At 66.6% G+C, this 21,294-nt stretch carries 17 protein-coding genes; 15 read left to right on the plus strand and 2 right to left on the minus strand.

The window, feature by feature from the left end:
- Nucleotide 1 precedes the first annotated feature (1 nt).
- The 15 genes from F618_RS0111180 to F618_RS0111255 all read left to right on the plus strand — a co-directional run bounded on the left by F618_RS0111180 (nucleotide 2) and on the right by F618_RS0111255 (nucleotide 17,542).
- Nucleotides 2-1,786, plus strand: a complete 1,785-nt coding sequence (locus tag F618_RS0111180) for a SpoIIE family protein phosphatase (protein WP_019563019.1) — start codon at nucleotides 2-4, stop codon at nucleotides 1,784-1,786.
- Complete coding sequence (locus F618_RS0111185; RefSeq protein ID WP_019563020.1) at nucleotides 1,783-3,942, plus strand: bifunctional diguanylate cyclase/phosphodiesterase; 2,160 nt, start codon at nucleotides 1,783-1,785, stop codon at nucleotides 3,940-3,942. Before F618_RS0111180 ends, F618_RS0111185 begins: the two co-directional genes overlap by 4 nt.
- A 290-nt stretch (nucleotides 3,943-4,232) precedes the next feature.
- Nucleotides 4,233-4,952, plus strand: coding sequence for an SDR family NAD(P)-dependent oxidoreductase (locus F618_RS0111195; protein WP_018650621.1), 720 nt, complete (start codon nucleotides 4,233-4,235; stop codon nucleotides 4,950-4,952).
- Between the two features lie 285 nt (nucleotides 4,953-5,237).
- Complete coding sequence (locus F618_RS0111200) at nucleotides 5,238-5,459, plus strand: cold-shock protein (protein WP_196799411.1); 222 nt, start codon at nucleotides 5,238-5,240, stop codon at nucleotides 5,457-5,459.
- A gap of 404 nt (nucleotides 5,460-5,863) precedes the next feature.
- Complete coding sequence (gene murJ / locus F618_RS0111205) at nucleotides 5,864-7,435, plus strand: murein biosynthesis integral membrane protein MurJ (RefSeq protein ID WP_019568591.1); 1,572 nt, start codon at nucleotides 5,864-5,866, stop codon at nucleotides 7,433-7,435.
- Between the two features lie 54 nt (nucleotides 7,436-7,489).
- The gene (gene ribF, locus F618_RS0111210) at nucleotides 7,490-8,452 is read left to right on the plus strand and encodes a bifunctional riboflavin kinase/FAD synthetase (RefSeq protein WP_018650622.1); all 963 of its coding nucleotides are present in this window, start codon (nucleotides 7,490-7,492) and stop codon (nucleotides 8,450-8,452) included.
- A 34-nt stretch (nucleotides 8,453-8,486) separates the two neighbouring features.
- The gene (gene ileS / locus F618_RS0111215) at nucleotides 8,487-11,333 is read left to right on the plus strand and encodes an isoleucine--tRNA ligase (protein WP_019568592.1); all 2,847 of its coding nucleotides are present in this window, start codon (nucleotides 8,487-8,489) and stop codon (nucleotides 11,331-11,333) included.
- Nucleotides 11,333-11,836: a signal peptidase II gene (lspA, locus tag F618_RS0111220; RefSeq protein ID WP_018169269.1), complete on the plus strand. Its 504-nt coding sequence runs from the start codon at nucleotides 11,333-11,335 to the stop codon at nucleotides 11,834-11,836. The genes ileS and lspA overlap by 1 nt, the downstream gene beginning before the upstream one ends.
- 12 nt (nucleotides 11,837-11,848) lie before the next feature.
- Nucleotides 11,849-12,283 (plus strand): peptidylprolyl isomerase, encoded by a 435-nt coding sequence (locus F618_RS0111225; RefSeq protein WP_018169270.1) that lies wholly within the window; start codon nucleotides 11,849-11,851, stop codon nucleotides 12,281-12,283.
- Between the two features lie 18 nt (nucleotides 12,284-12,301).
- Nucleotides 12,302-13,252, plus strand: a complete 951-nt coding sequence (gene ispH, locus F618_RS0111230) for a 4-hydroxy-3-methylbut-2-enyl diphosphate reductase (protein ID WP_018175583.1) — start codon at nucleotides 12,302-12,304, stop codon at nucleotides 13,250-13,252.
- Between the two features lie 399 nt (nucleotides 13,253-13,651).
- Nucleotides 13,652-14,506 (plus strand): formyltetrahydrofolate deformylase, encoded by an 855-nt coding sequence (gene purU / locus F618_RS0111235; RefSeq protein ID WP_019563025.1) that lies wholly within the window; start codon nucleotides 13,652-13,654, stop codon nucleotides 14,504-14,506.
- Nucleotides 14,507-14,625: 119 nt separating this feature from the next.
- On the plus strand, nucleotides 14,626-15,471 hold the full coding sequence (locus tag F618_RS0111240; protein ID WP_019568593.1) for a S1C family serine protease: 846 nt from the start codon (nucleotides 14,626-14,628) through the stop codon (nucleotides 15,469-15,471).
- A 55-nt stretch (nucleotides 15,472-15,526) separates the two neighbouring features.
- Nucleotides 15,527-16,768 (plus strand): UDP-glucose 4-epimerase GalE, encoded by a 1,242-nt coding sequence (gene galE / locus F618_RS16370; RefSeq protein WP_019563027.1) that lies wholly within the window; start codon nucleotides 15,527-15,529, stop codon nucleotides 16,766-16,768.
- Between the two features lie 67 nt (nucleotides 16,769-16,835).
- Nucleotides 16,836-17,180 carry a nucleotidyltransferase family protein gene (locus F618_RS0111250; RefSeq protein WP_026330466.1) on the plus strand — a complete coding sequence of 115 codons (345 nt, stop codon included), beginning with the start codon at nucleotides 16,836-16,838 and terminating at the stop codon, nucleotides 17,178-17,180.
- Nucleotides 17,177-17,542, plus strand: a complete 366-nt coding sequence (locus tag F618_RS0111255; protein WP_019563029.1) for an HI0074 family nucleotidyltransferase substrate-binding subunit — start codon at nucleotides 17,177-17,179, stop codon at nucleotides 17,540-17,542. Before F618_RS0111250 ends, F618_RS0111255 begins: the two co-directional genes overlap by 4 nt.
- A gap of 54 nt (nucleotides 17,543-17,596) precedes the next feature.
- On the opposite strand, the gene F618_RS0111260 is transcribed toward F618_RS0111255, so the two are convergent.
- Complete coding sequence (locus F618_RS0111260) at nucleotides 17,597-20,797, minus strand: DEAD/DEAH box helicase (protein WP_019568594.1); 3,201 nt, start codon at nucleotides 20,795-20,797, stop codon at nucleotides 17,597-17,599.
- Nucleotides 20,794-21,207 carry a (deoxy)nucleoside triphosphate pyrophosphohydrolase gene (locus F618_RS0111265; protein WP_019568595.1) on the minus strand — a complete coding sequence of 138 codons (414 nt, stop codon included), beginning with the start codon at nucleotides 21,205-21,207 and terminating at the stop codon, nucleotides 20,794-20,796. The genes F618_RS0111260 and F618_RS0111265 overlap by 4 nt, the downstream gene beginning before the upstream one ends.
- Nucleotides 21,208-21,294: the final 87 nt, after the last annotated feature.

Here is a 21,294-nt window from a genome sequence, read left to right on the forward strand (position 1 = left end):
CGTGAACCAGCCGACCGATACCTCAGCCACCTACCCGCCCCCTCCGGATGAACTGATCTCCGGCCAGGGCTTGGTGCTAGTCGCGGACGACGACCCCCACAACCGCCGCCTCCTGCGCATGATGCTGATGGGGGCCGGCTACCGAATCCGCGAGGCCAACAACGGCCTTGCCGCGGTCGAGGCCTGCCGCGAGCAGGTACCGGACCTGGTCCTGATGGACGTAATGATGCCGGAGATGGACGGCTACCAGGCCACGTCCATCATCAAGACCGAGATGGGAGATCACTTCGTGCCGGTGATCTTCCTGACTGCCCTGGATGACGAGAACGCCCTGCTGCGCGGTATCGAGTCGGGCGGCGACGACTTCCTCAACAAGCCGCTGAATCTGGCGATCCTCAAGGCCAAGATCCATGCGATGGAGCGCCTGCGCGATCTGCACACGGGGCTGCAAAGCCGCAACGAGGCCCTGCTGCGGGCCCAGGCGCGTCAGGCCTGGGAGGAAGAAACCGCCGAGGGCCTGTTCTCGCGCGCCATCACCCGCCGCAATCGCGGCCTGGATCGGTTGTGGCTCCACCGCTGCGCCGCTTCCACCTTCAGCGGCGACGTGGTGCTCTCCGATTACACCCCCGACGGGGCCCTGCGCGTGCTTGTAGGAGACTTCACCGGCCACGGCCTGACCGCCGCCATCGGCACCTATCCGGTCAGCGAGACCTTCCACACCCTGACCCAGGAGGGCGTGGACGACCAGGAGTTGTTGCACGAACTGAACCACGTCCTGCACGACTTCCTGCCCGCGGCGATGTTCATGGGGGCGGTTCTCGCCACATTCTCCCCCGACGGGCACCGCGTTCGCCTGTGGAACGGCGGCATGCCCGACGCCTGGCTGTGCAACACGCACCAGGACCGCGTGCGACGCATCCAGTCGCAGGCCATGCCGCTGGGTATCCTCGACCGGCTCGACCACGATACCGGCGCCCGTTCCTTCGATCTCGACGAGGGCGACTGGCTCACCCTGGTCAGCGACGGGGTGCTGGAGGCAACCGATGTTGCCGGGGTCGCCTTCGGCGAAGACACCGTCTTTCGCCAATGCCGCGCCAGCCATTCCGCTGCCGACGCCTTCGAGCACATCCGCGAGGCCCTGGACACCCACTGCGGGGACCAGACACCCGCCGATGACATGACCCTGGTGACCATTGACTGCACCCCCACCGTGGTGACCGAGAGTGGCCGCCCGCAAGGCCGCCAGCTGCGGGGCACCCTGCGCTGGTCGCTGGATGCCAGCGACCAGCGCCTGGCGGAAGTCGATCTGGTCGGCGCGGCCCGCACCCAGCTACTCGAATGGCTGCCCAACCTGGGGGGCGGGCACGCCGAGGCACTGCAAACAGTGATCGCCGAGCTTTGCAACAACGCCTTCGAACACGGCGTTCTGCGCCTGGACTCCGACATGAAGGCCACGGTGGAAGGCTTCGAGCAGTACTACCAGCAGCGAGCCGAGGGGCTGCGCGACATTCGCGGCCGGATCGGCGTATCCCTGCGCTACCGACCGATGGCCACCCAGCACTGCATCCGCATTCGGGTCCGCGACAGCGGGCCGGGCTTTGACCACCAGCATCTCCAGGAAACACTGGAAGGCCGGGGAGACAAGCGGCTGTGGGGCCGCGGGCTGACCCTCGTACGCCAGCTCTGTGAAGACGTTCGCTACCACGGCAGTGGCAACCTGGTGGAGGCGGATTACCGCTGGGATGTCGCCCCGGGCGTGACGGACAAGAAGAGGGCATCCGCATGACCTACGCCCTGGAGTCCGTGCGCAGTCCGGCACCGATCAATTTGGTCAACGCCCTGGGCGAGGCGGTCCTTTTCGTGGCAACGGATGGCCACGTGCGTTACGCAAACCCCGCGGCGGAGCGCCTTTTCGGTGCTACCGCCTGCAGCCTGGACGGATGCGATCTGACCACCCGGATCACCCCCCACGACTCGGCCTTCGATCTGATTGAACAGCTACGCGAATCGACCCTGGCCGATGGCCTGATCCCCCGCCGCGACCCGGTGGAGATCCTCTGCGAGGATGGACAGACGCGGTCCGCCCTGCTGGACATCGGAAGCTGCCAGCACCCGCATGAAAGCGTGCAATTCGTGGTGCTGCGCGAGCCGCACACGGACCAGCCCTACGACACGCCGGAACAGGTCGAACACCTGCGCGAGGCCATCGACCTGCTGACCCGCCAGGTGCAAGAACGCATGCGCGCCGAGCAGGCCCTGCAGGATAGTCACCGACGCCTGCTGGCCGCCCAGCGCGTGGCCCGTATTGGGCATTGGGATCTGGACTTGGTGACCGACGAAATCCAGCTTTCTCCGGAAGCCAGTGTGCTGTTCGGGCATGACGACCGCCCCCGCTCCATGACCCGCGAGGCGCTGATCGAAGCGACCCACCCGGATGACCGCGCAGCCCTGGCCTTCGCCCTCCTGCGTCTGGCCAACGGCGAAACCCCGCGGTTCTCCATCCGTCACCGCCTGCTACTGCCGAACGGCGAAGAACGCTACATGCTGGCCGAGGGTGAACGCGCCGGAGACACCCCCGGCCGCATCCTCGGGATCCACCAGGACCTGACCGACCGCGAGAAGACCGAACAGGCGCTGTTCAAGCTGGTCAACTTCGACGCCCTCACCGGCCTGCCCAACCGCACGGGTTTGCGCACCCGTCTGCGGGCGGCCCTGGAAGACGCCGAACGGCAGGGTGAATCGCTGGCGGTGCTGCTGCTCGACATCGACCGGTTCACCTCGATCAACAGCACCCTGGGACACGACGCCGGGGATGCGCTGCTGCGCGCCTTCGCCCAGCGGCTGCAAAACCTGCTGCGCCCGCGCGACACCCTGGCCCGCCTGGCCGCCGACGAGTTCGCCGTGGTCCTTACGGAAATCGACAATCTCGAGCAGGCGAAAGAACGCGCCAACGCCATCCTGCAACACTGTTCGGAACCGTTTGCCGTGAGCGGCGGCCAGCATGTAGCCACCAGCAGTATCGGCGTCAGCCTGTTTCCTCAGGATGCCCATGGCAAGGACGACCTGTTGCGGCATGCCACCGGCGCCCTGCACGAGGCCAAGAACCTCGGGGGCCACACCTACCGCTTCTATACCCAGGAGCTGAACAGCCTGGCGCGCGAACAACTGGAGCTGGAGCAAGCGCTACGCGCCGCGATCCGCCAGCAAGAATTCGAGCTCCACTATCAGCCGCAGACCGGGCTCAATCGCGGCGACACTGTCGGCGTCGAGGCCCTGATCCGCTGGCATCACCCCGAGCGCGGCATGGTATCGCCGGGCGACTTCATCCCGCTGGCGGAGAAGACCGGGCTGATCGTGCCCATCGGCGACTGGGTCCTGCGCACCGCCACCCGGCAACTGGCGGAATGGGATCGCCTGGGCCTGCCACCGCTGCGCCTGGCCATCAACCTGTCCGCCCGGCAGTTCGCCGACCCCGAACTGCCCGAGCGCATCCTGGAAACCCTGCAGGCGGCCGGGCTCGCCCCCGAGCGCCTGGAGGTGGAGATCACCGAAAGCGTACTGGTCGAGGATATCGACGCGGCGGCCGCGATGCTCCAGCGTCTGGTGCACCTGGGCGTCTCGGTGGCGATCGACGACTTCGGCACCGGGCAGTCGTCCCTGCGCTACCTGCGGCGGCTGCCGCTGACCACGCTGAAGATCGACCGTGAATTCACCTGGGGTATCGGCAACGACCCGGACGACGAGGCGATCACGCGCGCGATCATCGGCCTGGCCAAGACCCTGAAGTTGCGGGTCCTGGCCGAGGGCGTGGAGACCGAACAGCAGCACGCCTTCCTGCGCGAAATGGGCTGTGACGAGGTCCAGGGCTTCCTCCTCGGCCGCCCGATGCCCGCCACCCAGCTCGAACGCGAATGGCAGAACCGCGCGCGCACGCCGGGGTAAGGGCCGTTTTGCTCACCACCGAGCACACGGATAGAACCGAGGATGGCCTTGAAGCGAGCAGGATGCTGATGAACGCAGCGAATCGCATCGATCCCACGGGGCAACCCGCCCCCGATGCGTTTCGCATAGCTCAACGCATCCGACCGCTGCACGCCGCGAATCCGCCTGAAGGCCTTGTGGTGTCCTCTGTGCCCTCTATGGTGAAAACGCTTTTCACCTGACCCTTCTGCGTGTCTTCGTGGGCTTCGTGATAGACAATCCCTCCATCGGCAAAACCAAGGAGAAAGAGCATGCAGGACGGCAGTTTCGGTTCGGCACTCGTCACCGGTAACTCCAGCGGTCTGGGCCTGGGCCTCACCCGGGCGCTGCTGGAACGCGGCGCGAAGGTCTACGGCATGAGCCGGCGCGGCTGCCCCGAGGCCGGGGTGAGCGGCGACGAAAAAGTGGATCTGGGCGATTTCAACGCCACCGGGGCCGCAATGGAGCGGCTGCTGGGCGGCGTGGACCGCGTTGATCTGGTGGTGCTAAACGCCGGGCTACTGGGCCACATGCAGCGCATGCAGGACGCGCCGATGGACGAGTTGCGCCTGCTGATGGACGTGAACACCTTCGCCAACAAGGTCATCCTCGACGCGCTGCTGAAGCAGCGCGTGGCCGTCGGCCAGATCATCGCGATCTCCTCCGGCGCGTCGGTCTCCGGGCATGCCGGCTGGAGCGGCTATTCGCTGTCCAAGGCCGCGCTGAACATGATGATGCAGCTCTACGCGCACGAGTTCCCCGAAGAGACCGCCATCAACGCCTTCGCCCCGGGCCTGGTCGACACCGCGATGCAGGACTACCTGTGCGACGAGGCCGACCGCGAGAGCTTCCCGGTGCTCCAGCGCCTGAAGGCGGCGCGCGGCACCCCGGACATGCCCGACCCGGAAAACGCCGCGCGCGCCATCCTGGATGCCCTGCCGCGCCTGCGCCACACGACCCGCGGCAGCTTCGTCGACATCCGCCAACTCTGACGTCCGTTTCGGTTTCGCACGCAGAAAACTGCGGTGGAAACGCTCTTGACGCTGCCCTTCTTCGCGGCTTCGGGCGGTTGGGGCGCGGACCACGACCCAACCCGGAAAATCGGCTTCGCAGCGCCAAAAAAGGTTCATGAAGGTGCGTTGGATTTTGCCTGGGATGGCGCGTATAGTCGGGAGCGTGATTCGTGGTTGAGCGACAACACTAGGAAGTTTCTAGTTTCTGAACCAGTGCTCCCGTTGATCTGTTGGCAGCATGCCGCGAACACATTTGTTAGTTACATGAAGAGGTTACAAGTTGTGAATACTGGTGTTGTGAAGTGGTTCAACGAGAGCAAGGGTTTTGGTTTCATCACCCCCGATGATGGCGGCAAGGACGTGTTCGTCCATTTTTCCGCGATCAGCGGTTCGGGTTTCAAGACCCTGGCCGAAGGCCAGAAGGTCTCCTTTGAAATCCAGGAAACCGCCAAGGGCCTGGCCGCCGGCGAAGTGACCGCCATCTAAGGCGCCACTCCCAAGGCTGACGGCGCCTTCGTTGGACCGTCCGAAAAGGCCGCCTCCGGGCGGCCTTTTTCGTGTCCGGCGTTCTGCATTCACTACCAAACGACCCCCTATCCCCTCTGTGCCCTCTGTGCCCTCTGTGTGCGATCGCTCTTGACTTGGAAGTAACGGGTAGGATGCGTTGAACGCAGTGAAACGCATCGGGGTCGGGCCGTCCCCGGATCGATGCGATTCGCTACGCTCATCAGCATCCTACCCACCACCCAACGCCCTCCCTAACCCCTGCGTCCTCTGCGACCTCTGTGGTGCAATCGCTCTTGAGCGTGCGCTTCGTGGTGAATGCAGAAGTTCATCGAGAATGATTCAAGTACACTGCGGGGCTTTCCCGAAGGCTGCTCCCGCACGCGATGAACCGCCTGTTTCGCTCCACCGCCGTCGTCAGTGGCATGACCATGATCTCCCGGGTCATGGGCTATCTGCGCGACATGGTGCTGGCGGTCACCTTCGGCGCCGGACCGGCCACCGACGCCTTTTTCGTCGCCTTCCGCATCCCGAATTTTCTGCGCCGACTGTTCGCCGAGGGCGCCTTCAACCAGGCCTTCGTTCCGGTGTTCGCGGAGTTCCGCGAGAAGCGCGGGCGCGAGGCCCTGCGTGATTTGCTGGATCACACCGCCGGCACCCTGATGACGGTGGTCACCGTCGTGACCCTGATCGGGATCCTGGCGGCGCCGGCACTGATCTGGGTGTTCGCCCCGGGGCTGGGCACCCAGGAGGCCGGGCGCCAGGACCTCGCCGCAGCCATGCTGCGGATCACCTTCCCTTATCTGCTGTTCATCTCGCTGACCGCGATGGCGGCCGGCATTCTCAACAGCATCGGGCGCTTTGCGGTGCCGGCCTTCACCCCGGTCTTCCTGAACCTGTCGATGATCGTCGCCGCGCTGTGGCTGGCGCCGATGTTCGACGAGCCGGTGGTGGCCCTGGCCTGGGGGGTGTTTATCGCCGGGGCCCTGCAACTGGCCTTCCAGATTCCCTTTCTGTGGCGCGCGGGGCTACTGCCACGTCCGCGCTTTGGACGCGCCCACGAGGGGGTGCGCCGGATCGTGAAGCTGATGCTGCCGGCGATCCTCGGGACCTCGGTGGTACAGATCAACCTGCTGGTGGACACCCTGATCGCGTCGTTCCTGGTGGCCGGATCGATCTCCTGGCTGTACTTCGGCGACCGCTTCGTGGAGCTGCCGCTGGCCCTGTTCGGGATCGCGATCGGCACGGTGATCCTTCCGCGCCTGGCGCGGCAGTACAACCTGGCCGACCCGGCCGCCTTCGGTCGCACCCTGGACTGGGCCCTGCGCCTGGCGATGCTGGTCGCGCTGCCGTCGATGGTCGGCCTGGTCGTGCTCGCAGTGCCGATCCTGGCCACGCTGATCCAGTATCAGGCCTTCACCCAGTTCGATACCTACATGACCGCGATGGCCCTGGCGGCCTATGCCCTGGGCCTGCCCGGTTTCATCCTGATCAAGGTGCTGGCGCCTGGCTTCTTCGCTCGCCAGGACACCAAGACCCCGGTGAAGATCGCGATCATCGCCATGCTCTGGAACATGGCGCTGAACGGCGCCTTTGTGCTGCCGTGGTACCTTTCCGGCACGCCCGGAGCGCACGCCGGACTGGCGCTGGCCACCTCGGCCTCGGCCTATATCAACGCCGGGTTGCTGTACCGCGGGCTGATCCGCGAGGGCATCTACCAGCCAGGACCGGGTTTGCGCTCATTACGCCTGGGGCTGCCCCTGGGGCTCGCCGCGATGATCGGGGTGCTGATCTGGCTCTCGCCGGAGTTCGGCCAGTGGACCGAGTGGCCCGTCGACACCCGCCTGCTGGCGCTCACCGGCCTGATCCTGGCCGGCACCGCCACACTCGCCGCCACGTTGTGGCTGACCGGTGTGCGCCCGCACCACTTGCTGCTGCGCGAAGGCACCGATCAATGATGCCGGGGAAGGCCCCGGCGGGTTATACTTTCGGTTTTGCGCGGGATCGGGGCGATGCGGCTGATTCGCGGCCTGGGGCCGGCCGACAGCAAGGCGTTCGAGGCAGCCGGCATGCATGGCGCGGTGGTGACCATTGGCAACTTTGATGGTCTGCATCGTGGTCATCAGGCTGTTCTGGGACGGCTACTCGAGGCGGCGCAGGATCGCCAGGCGCCGGCGCTCCTGATGACCTTCGAGCCGTTGCCACGCGAGTACTTCGCCGCACGCTCCCAGGCCCCCGCGCCACCCGGCCGCCTGCAGCGGCTGCGCGATCGCCTGGTGACGCTGGGCGACAGCGCCCTCGGCGCAGCCTGGGTCCTGCGTTTCGACGCGCAGCTGGCGGGGCTTTCGGCCACGGCCTTCATGGAGGAGGTCCTGCATCGCCGTCTGGGCGCCCGCCATGTGCTGGTGGGCGACGACTTCCGTTTCGGACGCGGACGCGAGGGCGATCAGTCGGCCCTACAGACGGCCGGCAAACGTCTTGGCTTCACCGTCGAATCCACCCCGACGGTGCGTGACGCCGAGGGGCGCATCAGCAGCACGCGGGTGCGTGCCGCCGCCGTCGCCGGCGACTTCGCCCGCGTGGCTGAGCTCCTGGGGCGGCCCTACCGGCTGCACGGCCGGGTTGCACACGGCGACAAGCGCGGGCGCACCATCGGCTTTCCCACCGCGAACCTGCGCCTGGGGCCATGGCCGCTGGCACTGCGCGGGGTGTACTCCGGCTGGCTGCGCCGGGCCTCCGGCGAGGCCCTGCCCGCCGTCGCCAACATCGGCTGGCGTCCGACGGTGGGTGGCACCGAACAGCGTCTGGAGGCCCACGTACTCGAGGGCCAGCCCGACCTGTACGGCGAGGCCGTCTGTTTTGAACCCGTCGCGCAGGTGCGCGGCGAGCAACGCTTCGAGGGCCTGGAGGCGCTGCGCGCGCAGATCGCGCGTGACGTCGAAACCGCCCGCACGCAACTCTCCGCACACGACTGAAAACCGGCCCGCAGGGCCGATCCGGAACTCGCTAATGGCACGCAAACCGGCACCGCCGAACCCCTACAAGGACACCCTCAACCTGCCCGAGACGGCCTTCCCCATGCGCGCCGGCCTGGCGACGCGGGAGCCGGAGTGGCTGGAGGCCTGGAAGGCCGAGGACCGCTACCAGCGCCTGCGCGAATACTGTGCCGGGCGGCCGCGCTTCGTGCTGGCCGACGGCCCTCCGTATGCGAACGGCTCGATCCACGTCGGCCACGCGGTCAACAAGATCCTCAAGGACGTGATCGTGAAGAGCCGCACGCTGGCCGGCTTCGACGCGCCCTACGTGCCGGGCTGGGACTGCCACGGCCTGCCGATCGAGCTGAAGGTGGAACAGAAGCTGGGCAAGGCCGGGCGCGACGTGGACGCCGCGACCTTCCGCAAGGCCTGTCGCGAATACGCCCAGGAGCAGGTGGACGGCCAGAGCGCGGACTTCCAGCGTCTGGGCGTACTGGGTGACTGGGACAACCCCTACCTGACCATGAACTACCAGGTGGAGGCGGACACCGTCCGCGCGCTGGGCACCATCTTCAAGCGTGGCCACGTGCAGATGGGCGAGAAGCCGGTGCACTGGTGCGTGGACTGCGGCTCGGCCCTGGCCGAGGCCGAGGTCGAGTACGAGGACAAGTTCTCGCAGGCGATCGACGTGCGCTTCCGCGTGGTCGACGACATCGACTTCCTGCGCCGCTTCGACGGCATCGACGGCTCGCGCGGCCCAATCAGCGTGGTGATCTGGACCACCACCCCATGGACCCTGCCGGCCAACCAGGCGGTCGCCCTGCACCCGGAACTGAACTACGCCCTGGTGGAGCTGGAACACGAACGCATCCTGCTGGCGGAGGACCTGGTCGAGGACTGCCTGGCGCGCTACTCCCTGGGCGAAGGCCACATCGTGGCACGCACCAAGGGTCAGGCACTGGAAGGCCTGATGCTGCGCCACCCGTTCCTGGAGCGCGACGTGCCGCTGATCCTCGGCGATCACGTGACCACCGAGACCGGTACCGGCGCGGTGCATACCGCCCCCGGCCACGGCCAGGAGGACTACGCGGTCGGGCTGCAGTACAGCCTGCCGGTGGAAAACCCGGTGGGCCCGGATGGCCGCTTCCTGCCCGACACCCCGCACTTCGCCGGCGAGAACGTGCACCAGGCCAACGGCCACGTGATCGACGTGCTGAAGGAGCACGCCGCGCTGATCGTGGCGGTAAAGTTCGAGCACAGCTATCCGCATTGCTGGCGCCACAAGACCCCGATCATCTTCCGCGCGACGCCGCAGTGGTTCATCAGCATGGACCGCGCCGAGCTGCGCGCCGATGCCCTGAAGGCCATCGCCGACACGGAGTGGATGCCGAGCTGGGGCCAGGCCCGGATCCACGGGATGGTGGTCAACCGCCCGGACTGGTGCATCTCGCGCCAGCGCAACTGGGGTGTGCCGATCCCGTTCTTCGTGCACAAGGAAACCAACCGCCTGCATCCGCATACCGCAGAGCTGATCGAGACCATCGCACAGCGCATCGAGCGCGACGGTATCGAGGCCTGGTTCCAGCTGGATCCGCAGGAATTGCTGGGCGAGAAGGCCGACGACTACGTGAAGCTCAACGACACGCTGGACGTCTGGTTCGACTCCGGCGTGCTGCACTCCACGGTCGTGGAGAAACGCCCGGAACTGGGCGATCTGCCGGTGGACCTGTTCCTGGAGGGCTCGGACCAGCACCGCGGCTGGTTCCAGTCCAGCCTGCTGACCAGCGTTGCCATGCGCGGCGAGGCGCCCTACAAGGCGGTGCTGACCCACGGCTTCACGGTGGACGAGAAGGGCGAGAAGATGTCCAAGTCGCGCGGCAACGTGGTCGCGCCACAAGAGGTGGTCTCCACCCTGGGGGCGGACATCCTGCGCCTGTGGGTCGCGGCGACCGACTTCTCCGGCGAGATGGCGATCTCCAAGGACATCCTCGACCGCACCGCCGATGCCTATCGCCGCATCCGCAACACGACGCGCTTCCTGCTGGGCAACCTGAACGGCTTCGAGCCGGCCGAGCATGCCCTGCCACTGGAGGATCTACTGCCACTGGACCGCTGGATCGTCGCCCGCGCACTGCAGGTGCAGGGCCAGGTCACGCAGGCCTACGACGGCTACCAGTTCCACCAGATCTACCAGCGGGTACACAACTTCTGCTCGGTGGAGCTGGGCAGTTTCTACCTGGACGTGATCAAGGATCGCCAGTACACCACCCAGGCAGACTCGCACGCCCGCCGCTCGGCACAGACCGCGCTATATCACGTGGCCGAGGCCCTGACCCGCTGGGTGGCCCCGATCCTGACCTTCACCGCCGAGGAGATCTGGGAACTGCTGCCCGGCGAGCGTCCGGACAGCGTGCTGTTCGCCACCTGGTACGAGGGGCTGGCGCCCCTGCCGGAAGACGCCACGTTCTCCGATGGCGACTGGGACCGCATCCTGGAGGTGCGCACCCATGTCGCCCGCGCCCTGGAACTGGCGCGCAACGAGCAGGGCATCGGCGCCTCGCTGAATGCCGAGATCGACCTGCACCTGCCGGCCGACTCGAGTGCCCGCCGCCTGCTGGAACGCCTCGGAGACGAATTGCGCTTCGTGCTGATCACCTCCGAGGCCCGCCTCGCCGAAGGCGCCGCACCGGAAGCGGCGCATGCCGCGGAACTCGGCGACGGGACGCCGCTGGGCGTGGCGGTGCACAAGAGCGAACAGCCCAAGTGCGCCCGCTGCTGGCACCGCCGCCCGGACGTCGGTCAACACACCCAGCATCCGGAACTGTGCGGGCGCTGCGTCAGTAACGTGGACGGCCCGGGCGAGACCCGGCGTTTCGCTTGATGGGCTTGCGGGGGTCCGGCCTCGGCCCGGGGCTGCTGATCGCGGTGGCCATCGTGCTGGCCGACCAGGTCACCAAGGTCTGGGCGGAGCATGCGCTGACGCTGTTCGCGCCGGTCGAGGTCACGAGCTTCTTCAACCTGTCGCTGGTGTACAACCCGGGTGCGGCCTTCAGCTTTCTGGCCGGGGCCGGGGACTGGGGCCGCTGGCTGCTGACCGGCATTGCCGTGGTGATCGGGCTTCTGATCCTCGTCTGGCTGGCCCGCCTGCCACGCCAGGCCTGGTGGTCGGTGACCGCCCTGGGCCTGGTGCTGGGCGGCGCCATCGGCAACCTGATCGACCGCGTGCGCTACGGCGCGGTGGTGGATTTTCTGGACTTTCACTGGGCGGGCTATCACTGGCCGGCCTTCAACGTGGCGGACATGGCCATTGTTGTAGGGGCGATCACGCTGATCGTCGCCACCTTCATCGAGGGCGATCGCAGCCACTCGGGCAACACAGACTAGTCGGGAGCACACATGACCACGGCCACCAAGGGCGCGCACATCGAGATGCACTACCGCCTGATCCTGGAAAACGGCTTTGTCGTGGACGGGACGGGCGAAGAACCCATCACCCTGGAGATCGGTTCCGGCGAGATCCTGCCCGGGCTGGAGGATCTGCTGGTCGGTCTTATCGCGGGCGACCACCGGGAATTTGCGATCGAGGCCGGCGTCATGTTCCCGTTTCGGGACCAGGCGGCGGTACAGCAGATGCCGCGCTCGCAGTTCCCGGCCGACCTGCCGCTGGAAGTGGACTACATCTACGAGTTCAACAGCCCGGCCGGCGATGCCGTACCCGGCCGCATCGAAGCGGTGGAGGACGACACCGTGACGGTGGATTTCAACCACCCGCTGGCGGGGCAGAACTTCACCTTCGAGGTGGATGTGCTATCGGTAAGTGAACCGCAATAGGTCGCAGGAGAGTCTCCTATGAGCATGCAGGCCCAGCTCGCCAATCCGCGTGGTTTCTGCGCCGGGGTGGAACGCGCCATCGAGATCGTGGAACGCGCCCTGGAGATCTACGGCGCGCCGCTGTACGTCCGCCATGAAGTGGTGCACAACCGGCACGTGGTCGGGCGTCTGACGGATGCCGGCGTGCGCTTTGTCGACGAGCTGGACGAGGTCCCCGACGGCCAGGTGGTGATCTTCTCCGCCCACGGCGTGCCCAAGCGTGTGCAGCAGGAGGCCGAACAACGCGGCCTGACGGTGTTCGACGCCACCTGCCCGCTGGTCACCAAGGTGCATCTGGAGGTAGCGCGCTATGCCCGCGAGGGCCGCGAGGTGGTGCTGATCGGCCACGCCGGGCACCCCGAGGTCGAAGGCACCCTGGGCCAGTTCGATGATTCCCGGGGCGGGAGCATGATGCTGGTCGAGACCATCGCGGACGTCGAGAACCTCGAGGTGGCCAACCCCGACCGGCTTGCCTTCGTGTCCCAGACCACGCTGTCGATGGACGACACCGCCGGGATCATCGACGCCCTCACCGCGCGCTTCCCGAAGATCGAGGGCCCGCGCAAGATGGACATCTGCTACGCCACCCAGAACCGCCAGGACGCGGTGAAGGACCTGGCGAAGCAATGCGACCTGCTACTGGTGGTCGGCTCGAAGAACAGCTCGAACTCCAACCGCCTGAGCGAGATCGGCGCACGCATGGGCGTGGAGTCCTATCTGGTGGACGGCGCAGCCGACATCGACCCGGCCTGGCTCGAGGGCAAGAGCCGCATTGGCGTCACCGCCGGCGCCTCGGCCCCGGAGGTCCTGGTCAACGAGGTGCTCGACTTCCTGCGCGGACACGGCGTCGACGCCGTCTCCGAACTCGCCGGCCGCGAAGAGACCATCACCTTCTCCATCCCCACCGGCCTGCGCCGCGAATCCGCCTGACCCGCCCCGTCCTTCCTTGCGCCGATTTGTTCACCACGAAGCGCACGAAGAGGCGGCGAATGAACCACAGAGGTCACGGAGATAACCGGGGATGGCTTTGTGGCAGGCAGGATGCTGAGGCGCGCCGCGAATCGCATTGATCCTTTGGCACCGCCCGGACCCGATGCGTAGCAGAATCTCGTCATCCCGGCCGTAGCGCAGTGGAGAGCCGGGATCTTCCAAGGCTGCCACCGACGCATCGCTAACCCCGGGAGATCCCGGATAACCGCTGCGCGGTTTCCGGGATGGCTTCGGTGGGGGCGGTGCCCTCTGTGGTAAAAATGTCCATGACCTTCTCCGCGCCTTTGCGCGCTTCGTGGTGAAACCCGCCCTGGACCTTATTCGGGATACTTAAACGACATGGATGATCGACCCCGTTTTCGGCTGAGTATCCGCTGCCCCGATCAGCACGGAATCGTCGCGCGTATTGCCAACGCAATCGCAAATACCGATGGCTGGATCACCGAGGCGGCCCAGCACACCGATGCCGAGGCCGGCTGGTTCTTCATGCGCTGGGTGTTCTCATTGCCCGTGGACGCCGAGCCCGCCCTGCGTGAACGGCTGGATGAACTGGCCCGCGATCTTGGCATGGACTGGTGGCTGGCGGGGGCCGACACCCGCCCGCGCGTGGTGCTGATGGTCTCGCGCGAACCGCACTGTCTCAGCGACTTGCTGGCCCGCTGGAGCAACGGCGAACTGCCGATGGAGATCCCGGCGATCCTTTCCAACCACCGCGACCTGGCACCGCTGGCGGATTGCTACGGCATCCCGTTCGAGCACATCCCCGTGCCGCGCGAAGATCGCGAGGCCGCCTTTGCCACCCTGCAGGCGCGCCTCGCCGAGCTGGCGCCCGATGCCATCGTGCTGGCGCGCTACATGCAGATCCTGCCGCCCACGCTCTGCGACGAATACCCCGAGCGTATCCTCAACATCCACCACAGCTTCCTGCCGTCGTTCGTCGGTGCCCGCCCCTACCACCAGGCCTTCGCCCGCGGCGTGAAGCTGATCGGCGCCACCTGCCACTACGTCACCGAGGACCTCGACGCCGGCCCGATCATCGAGCAGGACGTCACCCGCATCCGCCACGACGACGGCGTGCAGGACCTGATCCGCAAGGGCCGCGACGTCGAACGCTGGGTCCTCGCCCGCGGCCTCCGCTACCACCTCGAGGGCCGCGTCCTCACTCACGGCAACAAGACCATCGTCTTCAACTGACGGGGCGTCGACGCGGCGTTAAAGCGCCCACTGGCCATGACCCCCTTCGCCTAACGCATCACCACCACGGCCGGAACCGCCTGACCTAGACTCGAACCATCGACTGGCGGGGATGGCCCATGGACAGCACGACGAGCAAGCGATCCGCCCTCTTCTCCCGGGGCTTTTCGGCAGACACCTGGCAGCGCGCGAGGAAGACGCTGAAGGTGCTGGCCACGGCGAGCCTTCTGGCCCTGCTGGTTACCCAGCGCCCGGCTGCCGCCGACGGGCTGCCGGACACGATCGAGCGCATCAAGCCCTCGGTAGTCAGTATCGCGACCCACCAGCCGTCGCGCAGCCCGCGAGCCAATTACCTCGCAACCGGATTTGCGGTCGGCGACGGGCGCCTCATCGTTACGAATCACCATGTGATCCCGGAATCACTGGATCATGCAAACCGCGAGCAACTCGTGGTAGTCAGCGGCGAAGGTCGCGACACCTCCATCCACAGCGCGGAGCTTGTGGCCCATTCGGCGAACGACGACCTGGCCCTGTTGCGGATCGCCGGCCCTCCACTGCCCCCCTTGCGACTGGGATCGTCGGACGCCGTACGCGCGGGCGAGCAGCTAGCTTTCACTGGCTACCCGATCGGCATGATCCTGGGCATCTACCCCGCGACCCATCGTGCCAACGTGGCCGCACGCACCCCCATGGCGATCACCGCCCGCCGCTCGAGAGAACTGAGCGAGGCTCACATCCGGCAACTGCGCGCCGGCGCGCCGATGGTGTTTCAGCTGGATGCCACCGCCTACCCCGGTAACAGCGGCAGCCCCCTCTACCGCATCGACAGTGGCGAAGTCGTCGGCGTAATCAACCAGGTCTTCGTCCAGGGCGGGCGCGAGGCCGCAGTAAGCCGGCCCAGCGGGATCAGTTACGCGGTCCCGGCCGACCGGATTCGCCCGCTGCTGGCCGGCTACCAGGAGTAGGCCGATCCGCATCCCCTCCCCTCACGGCAAGTCCGAGCCGGACAAAGGCACACCCATGGCGGCCTCATCGTCCGATACTCGCTGCGTTTACCGCCAGATCCACATCGATGTGGCCCGCAACGCCACGGACGACTTCAACCCATTCCATGACGGCGACAAGTGGACGCGCATCCGCGGCAATCCGTTTGGCGGACCGATCGTGCTGGGCTTTCAGCTGGAGTGTCTGGCAGAGGCCCTGGTGACCCGGATGCGGATCGCCGAGGGCGATGCCGGAAGCACCTCGCAACTCCGGTTCCGCAACTACCAATTCACGTTCGCCGGCGCCCTGCGCGTCGACGAGCCGTTCACCACCGTGGTCAAGCCCACCCTCCGGGGCACGGATGCGTCGGGACAGCCGCAGGTATCCAATCGCATCGCGATGCGCAAAGGCAGCGGACTGGTGCTGCTCGGCCATGTACGCGACTCCCTGACACCCCAGGCGTTGCCTGGCGAGTCATTGCCGCTGCCCGCGGATGTCCGACTCGAGCAGCTCGAGGATCGCTGCGTGCTCGCGGACAACGGGTGGTTCCACAAGCGCAAGTTCATGTCCAACAGCAACACCTTCAACCTGCTGGAGGCCTGCGCCGCCACCGGCGTGCGCTACTTCGTGTTCTCCTCCACCGCCGCCGTCTACGGCATCCCCGACACCGTCTCGGTCGCGGAAGACGCACCCCTGCAGCCGATCAACCCCTACGGCGCCTCCAAGATGATGTCCGAACGGATGCTCATGGACCTGGGCGCCGCCTCCGACCTGCGCTACGTCAGCCTGCGCTACTTCAACGTCGCCGGCGCCGACCCCGAAGGCCGGCTGGGCCAGGCCACCCCGGACGCCACCCACCTGATCAAGGTCGCCTGCCAGGCCGCCACCGGCCAGCGCGACGGCATCACCGTATTCGGCACCGACTACGCCACCCGCGACGGCACCTGCGAACGCGACTACATCCACGTCGAGGACCTCGCCGCCGCCCACGTCCGCGCCCTGGAACACCTCGACGGTGGCGGCAACTCGCAGGTGCTCAACTGCGGCTACGGCCACGCCTACAGCGTGCTCGAGGTCCTCAACGCCGTAAAACGCGCCAGCGGCGTCGACTTCCACGTCACGCTCGGCCCGCGCCGCGAAGGCGACCCGCCCGCCCTGATGGCCGACGCCCGCCGCATCCGCCAGACCCTCGCCTGGGAACCGCAATACGCCGACCTCGACCAGATCGTCCGCCACGCCCTCGCCTGGGAACAGAAGACCGCTCTGCAGACCGCCTGATCCGCGTCTCCCCAGCCATTGAGGGCCGAATGCTATAGTCGAGCCATACCCCAACGCGGTCCGAACCATGGCATCGACCCCCCACGCCAGCACCGGAAACACGGCAGAGGCACTCCCGCCCCGCGAACGCGTGAACCACCTCGCGCATGTGGCCGCGGAACTCGTGCGCGAAGAGTTCGGCCAGGATGCACAGGTGTTCTGGTTCGGCTCCTGGCCGCGCGGCACCGCACGGTGGAACTCGGATATCGACCTCGCCGTACTCCCGGCCAGAGAGGTTTCCATCAGCGAGTGGGGCCGACTCCGCGGGCACATCGAGGACCTGCGCACCCTCTACACCTTCGACCTGGTTGACATGACCGAGGTCAGCGACGAGTTGCGCAAGGAAATCGAAAGCGAGGGAATCCCGCTTTGACCACCGTCCGCGAAAGTTTCGGCAAGGCCCTCGGCCGGCTTGAAGAAGCCCTGCAGGCACCCACCAGCGACCTGGCCCGGGATGCCAGCATCCAGCGTTTCGAATTCACCTTCGAACTGGCGTGGAAATCCGTAAAGGCAGCCGCGGTGCCCGAAGGGCTGGAGTGCGCGTCGCCGCGATCCTGCCTGCGATTGGCTCTGAGCCAGAGCTGGGTATCGGATGAGGCCATCTGGCTCGCCATGCTGGATGACCGGAACCGCGCCTCGCACACCTACGACGAGAAGCTGGCCGAGCAACTCTACTCCCGGCTGCCGGGATATCTGCCCGCCTTGCGGGAGTTGCAGGCCGCGCTACCCGCCTGAGAGAAAATCTCCAGGCGGGTAGCCCGCAAGCAAGCCTGGACACCTCTTCTTCCTTTACAGGACCGTGCGGCGGGCGAGGTGCAGAAGCCGGGCGGGCAGTTCGTAATCCAGCTCCCAGACGATGCTCATCGGCTTGCTGCCTTCGTGACGCTGGTAGCGAACCGGTCCGCAGAAGGTGAATGGCTGGCTCAGGCCGGTGGCGTCGCGCTTGGCCGGGCGTATGAACAGCATGGGGGTGTAACCGAGCTCTTCGTGATGGATGTAGCGCTGCCCGGTCTGCGAGGTGGGTGAGGTGCCGGACTGCGACTGCCAGTGGAACCGCCGCTCGTTAAGCGCGTAGTCCTCGTACATGGTGGTGGGGGAGAACTCCTGCTCGGATTTTTCCAGGGTGACGAACAGCGCATCCACTCGCCGTTCCGGTACGTGCCGGACGCCCTCCTGCTGGGTGATGGGCTTTTCCAGGCTGCCGAGTCCCAGGGCCAGCAGGATCTGCTCGCGGGTGTAGGACGCGTGCAGTTCCAACGGACCCGTCTGCTCTAGGAAGGTGATGCCGCTGGCGGGGACGATGCGCTCGCGTCGCCAGGCAGCGACTTCCTGGAGGTCATGGTAAAGGGGGCGCTGTTCGCGGACGAAACCGTCCACGGCCGAGAGGTCCCCATCCCCCGGCCGTGTCTTGCCCCATAGCGTGCTGTGGACGAGGGCCAGTCGGAGCTGATCCTCTTCGGCAAGCTGCTCCACGTTCGCCGCCGGCTGCGCCAGATGGGTCTGCAGGGTTTCCAGCAACTGCCGATCGTCACACCGCGCCAGGCGCTGCAGCCCGCGTTTGAGGCTGCTGGCATAGGGTTCCAGCGCTTCGGTCGACTCGCCTCCGCAGTCCGCCCGCAGCCGGGAGGGTAGGTCCTTGCGCAGCAGGTCTTCGGCATCATCCATATGCAGGCAGTCGAGCATCTTGGGCAGGCTCGCGGAGTCGATGTCCTCCTGGAAACAGGCCTTCAGCTCGCGCACGATCTGCGGGCGCTGGCGGTTGATCTGTGCACGGATGTTGTCGAGGACCCGCTGGGTGGCCAGGCGGTCGAGGTGGATCAGGCAGCCGCTGGGCAGCCAGGGGAAGCCCTCCTGGATCTGGTGATCCACCCGCTTCTCCGGCCGCGCACTCAAGGCCCGGAACCGATCGGCGTAACGAAAACGCCGATCCTGCGGTGCGACGAAATCCAGCACGGTCAGGTGCGGCTTGCCCTCGTGCAAACGCAGGCCGCGGCCAATCTGCTGCAGGTAGACGGTCAGGCTCTCGGTCGGGCGCAGCAGCAAAACGGTGTCCACCTCCGGCAGGTCCACGCCCTCGTTGTAGAGGTCCACGGTAAAGATGAAGCGGATGCGCCCCTCGCGCAGGTCGCGCTGTACCGACTGCCGCTCGTGGTCCGAGCTCTCGCCGGTCAGCACCGCGCTGGGCACCTGCTTGGCCGAGAAATGCTCGGCCATGAACCGGGCATGGGCGCGACTGATGCAAAAGCCCAATCCTCGGACCGAGCCGAGATCGGTGGCGTGTTCCTGGGCCTGCTGCAGGACCCAATCGGCGCGCGCCCGGTTGCCGGTGAACACCCCTTCCAGTTCTTGGGCGTCATAGCCCCCGCGCTGCCAGCTCACCCGGCTCAGGTCCACGGATTCGTGGTCGGCCACGCCGAAGTAATGGAACGGCACCAGAAGCCGACGCTCGATCGCATCCGGCAGGCGGATCTCGTGGGTGTAGCGGTGGCCGAAGTGTTTGCGGATGTCGTCGGCATCCGTGCGCTCCGGCGTCGCCGTCAGGCCCAGCAGGCACTTGGGCCGCACATGGTCGAGGATGCGCTGGTAGCTGCCGGCGCTACTGTGGTGCGCCTCATCCAGCACCACGTAATCGAAATGCTCCGGGGCCAGCCGGTCGAGGTCCCGGGCATTCCAGCTCGCCACCGTACAGAACAGATGGCGGTCCTGACTCGGGCGCGCCCCGCCCACCAGCAAGTCACCAAACTCGTGGTCCTGTAGTACCTGCCGGAAGCTCGCCATCGCCTGACGCAGGATCTCCTCGCGGTGGGCGATGAACAGCAACGACGGACGCCCCTTATCCGCCTGGTCACGTGCAAAGCGCCGATAGTCGAAAGCGGCAATCATGGTCTTGCCGGTCCCGGTGGCGGCGATCACCAGATGGCGGTCGATCCCCGAACGGCGCTCGCGCTGGATGTCCTCCAGGATCTCCTGCTGGAAGGCATACGGCCGCAGGTCGAAGAACGCGGTGGCGTCTTTCTGCGCCCTGGGCCCCGAGCTGGATTCCGACTCCAGTGCCTGTTGCAGGCGGGGTAGGTCATCCGTGGTGAGCGGTTCGAACTCCGCCGGGTCTGCCCAATGCGCCTCGAACGAGGCTTCGATCTGGCGCCACATGTGCGGCAGCTCGTACTCGCTGACCTTGGCCGTCCATTCCAGCCCCTCATCCATCGCCACCCGCGAGACATTTGCCGAGCCGATGTAGGCGCTACCGAAGCCGGTGTTGCGGTGGAACAGGTAGGCCTTGGCGTGCAGGCGCGTGCGATGCGTGTCGTAGGAGACCCGAATCTCCGTGTTCGGCAGGCTTAGCAGAAACTCGATCGCTTTGAGATCGGTGGCCCCGAGGTACGAGGTCGTCGCGATCCGCAGCCTGGGCGCGCCATCAGCGGTCGGGGTTTCGGTAAAGCGCTTCAGCGTCTCGCGCAGGGCGCGAATACCACTCCACTTGATGAACGACACCAACCAATCGGCCCGCTCCGCACTGGCCAGCTCTTTCTCGATCTGCGTCACCAGACTCGGTGTGCGATCGGACCCAGTCAGCAGGCTGGACAGAGCCAGCGGAACATCCGGCCGTGGCGTCTCCTGCTGCCCAACCTGATCAGCCGACGGGGAACGCACCTCCAGCAACTGCCGAAACGGCGGCTGCGGAAGGTCTTCCTCGATCCCGGATAGCGGATGCCCCGCTGCCGCCAGCGCATCCGCCAGCCCCTGCACGGCGCACACCCAGTCCTCATGCCCCTTTTCGCGTAGCTCTCCGGCTCGCTCCGCCAGCCGTTGGGCCAGTTCGGCCGCCAGGGCCATCCCAAGGTCGTCGCCCTCCAGGCCCTGGCTCCAGCGCGCGTGGTCCTCCAGACCCAGGGCCTCGAGCGCTTGCCGTACCCGCGGCGTATCCAGCCGTTCATGCAGGCCGACCCATTCGACTCCGGATAAAGATTTGCCGGCGCTATCTCGGCTCATTCGGAACGCGCAGCAATATGGGCTTCGAGCAATGGGATGTCCGCAGGCGCAAGCTCGAGCCCTTGAGCCTCCAATGGCGACACCCAGCACCACCGATCGTGCACGGTCAGCACCGGGCTCTCGTCTTCCGTCCAGGCTCGCAGCGCCACCAACTCAAGGCCCCCATTACCCGGAATCGGCGTGCGCCCGATCTCTTCCCCCACCCGAAGCTCCATCGCAAGCTCTTCACGAAATTCGCGGCACAAGGCCGCCCCCAGGCTTTCTCCCGGTTCCGCCTTGCCACCGGGAAATTCCCAATACCCCGCCAGCGCCTGATCGGGCCCGCGACGCGCCAGAAAGACCCGCCCATGCGCGTCCTCCAGGATGCCGCAGACCACCACCGCCTGATTCGCTTCTATGAGCGTTTCCAACACGGCTCTCCATTTCGCCTGGTCGGATCGTACCAGGGAACGCCGCCACAGCTGCCGCAGGACCTCCGATTCTCGGCCCACGCGTGG

The sequence above is a fragment of the Thioalkalivibrio sp. ALMg13-2 genome (assembly GCF_000381185.1).
GTDB classification, from domain to species: domain Bacteria; phylum Pseudomonadota; class Gammaproteobacteria; order Ectothiorhodospirales; family Ectothiorhodospiraceae; genus Thioalkalivibrio; species Thioalkalivibrio versutus.

What these genes read in the sequence shown, in the direction of transcription:
- F618_RS0111250 (WP_026330466.1), top strand. Translation starts at nt 16,836, where the DNA reads ATGGCATCGACCCCCCACGCCAGCACCGGAAACACGGCAGAGGCACTC.
- F618_RS0111185 (WP_019563020.1), top strand. Translation starts at nt 1,783, where the DNA reads ATGACCTACGCCCTGGAGTCCGTGCGCAGTCCGGCACCGATCAATTTG.
- ribF (WP_018650622.1), top strand. Translation starts at nt 7,490, where the DNA reads ATGCGGCTGATTCGCGGCCTGGGGCCGGCCGACAGCAAGGCGTTCGAG.
- F618_RS0111225 (WP_018169270.1), top strand. Translation starts at nt 11,849, where the DNA reads ATGACCACGGCCACCAAGGGCGCGCACATCGAGATGCACTACCGCCTG.
- F618_RS0111200 (WP_196799411.1), top strand. Translation starts at nt 5,238, where the DNA reads ATGAAGAGGTTACAAGTTGTGAATACTGGTGTTGTGAAGTGGTTCAAC.
- purU (WP_019563025.1), top strand. Translation starts at nt 13,652, where the DNA reads ATGGATGATCGACCCCGTTTTCGGCTGAGTATCCGCTGCCCCGATCAG.
- murJ (WP_019568591.1), top strand. Translation starts at nt 5,864, where the DNA reads ATGAACCGCCTGTTTCGCTCCACCGCCGTCGTCAGTGGCATGACCATG.
- lspA (WP_018169269.1), top strand. Translation starts at nt 11,333, where the DNA reads ATGGGCTTGCGGGGGTCCGGCCTCGGCCCGGGGCTGCTGATCGCGGTG.
- ileS (WP_019568592.1), top strand. Translation starts at nt 8,487, where the DNA reads ATGGCACGCAAACCGGCACCGCCGAACCCCTACAAGGACACCCTCAAC.
- ispH (WP_018175583.1), top strand. Translation starts at nt 12,302, where the DNA reads ATGAGCATGCAGGCCCAGCTCGCCAATCCGCGTGGTTTCTGCGCCGGG.
- F618_RS0111195 (WP_018650621.1), top strand. Translation starts at nt 4,233, where the DNA reads ATGCAGGACGGCAGTTTCGGTTCGGCACTCGTCACCGGTAACTCCAGC.
- galE (WP_019563027.1), top strand. Translation starts at nt 15,527, where the DNA reads ATGGCGGCCTCATCGTCCGATACTCGCTGCGTTTACCGCCAGATCCAC.
- F618_RS0111260 (WP_019568594.1), bottom strand. Translation starts at nt 20,797, where the DNA reads ATGAGCCGAGATAGCGCCGGCAAATCTTTATCCGGAGTCGAATGGGTC.
- F618_RS0111240 (WP_019568593.1), top strand. Translation starts at nt 14,626, where the DNA reads ATGGACAGCACGACGAGCAAGCGATCCGCCCTCTTCTCCCGGGGCTTT.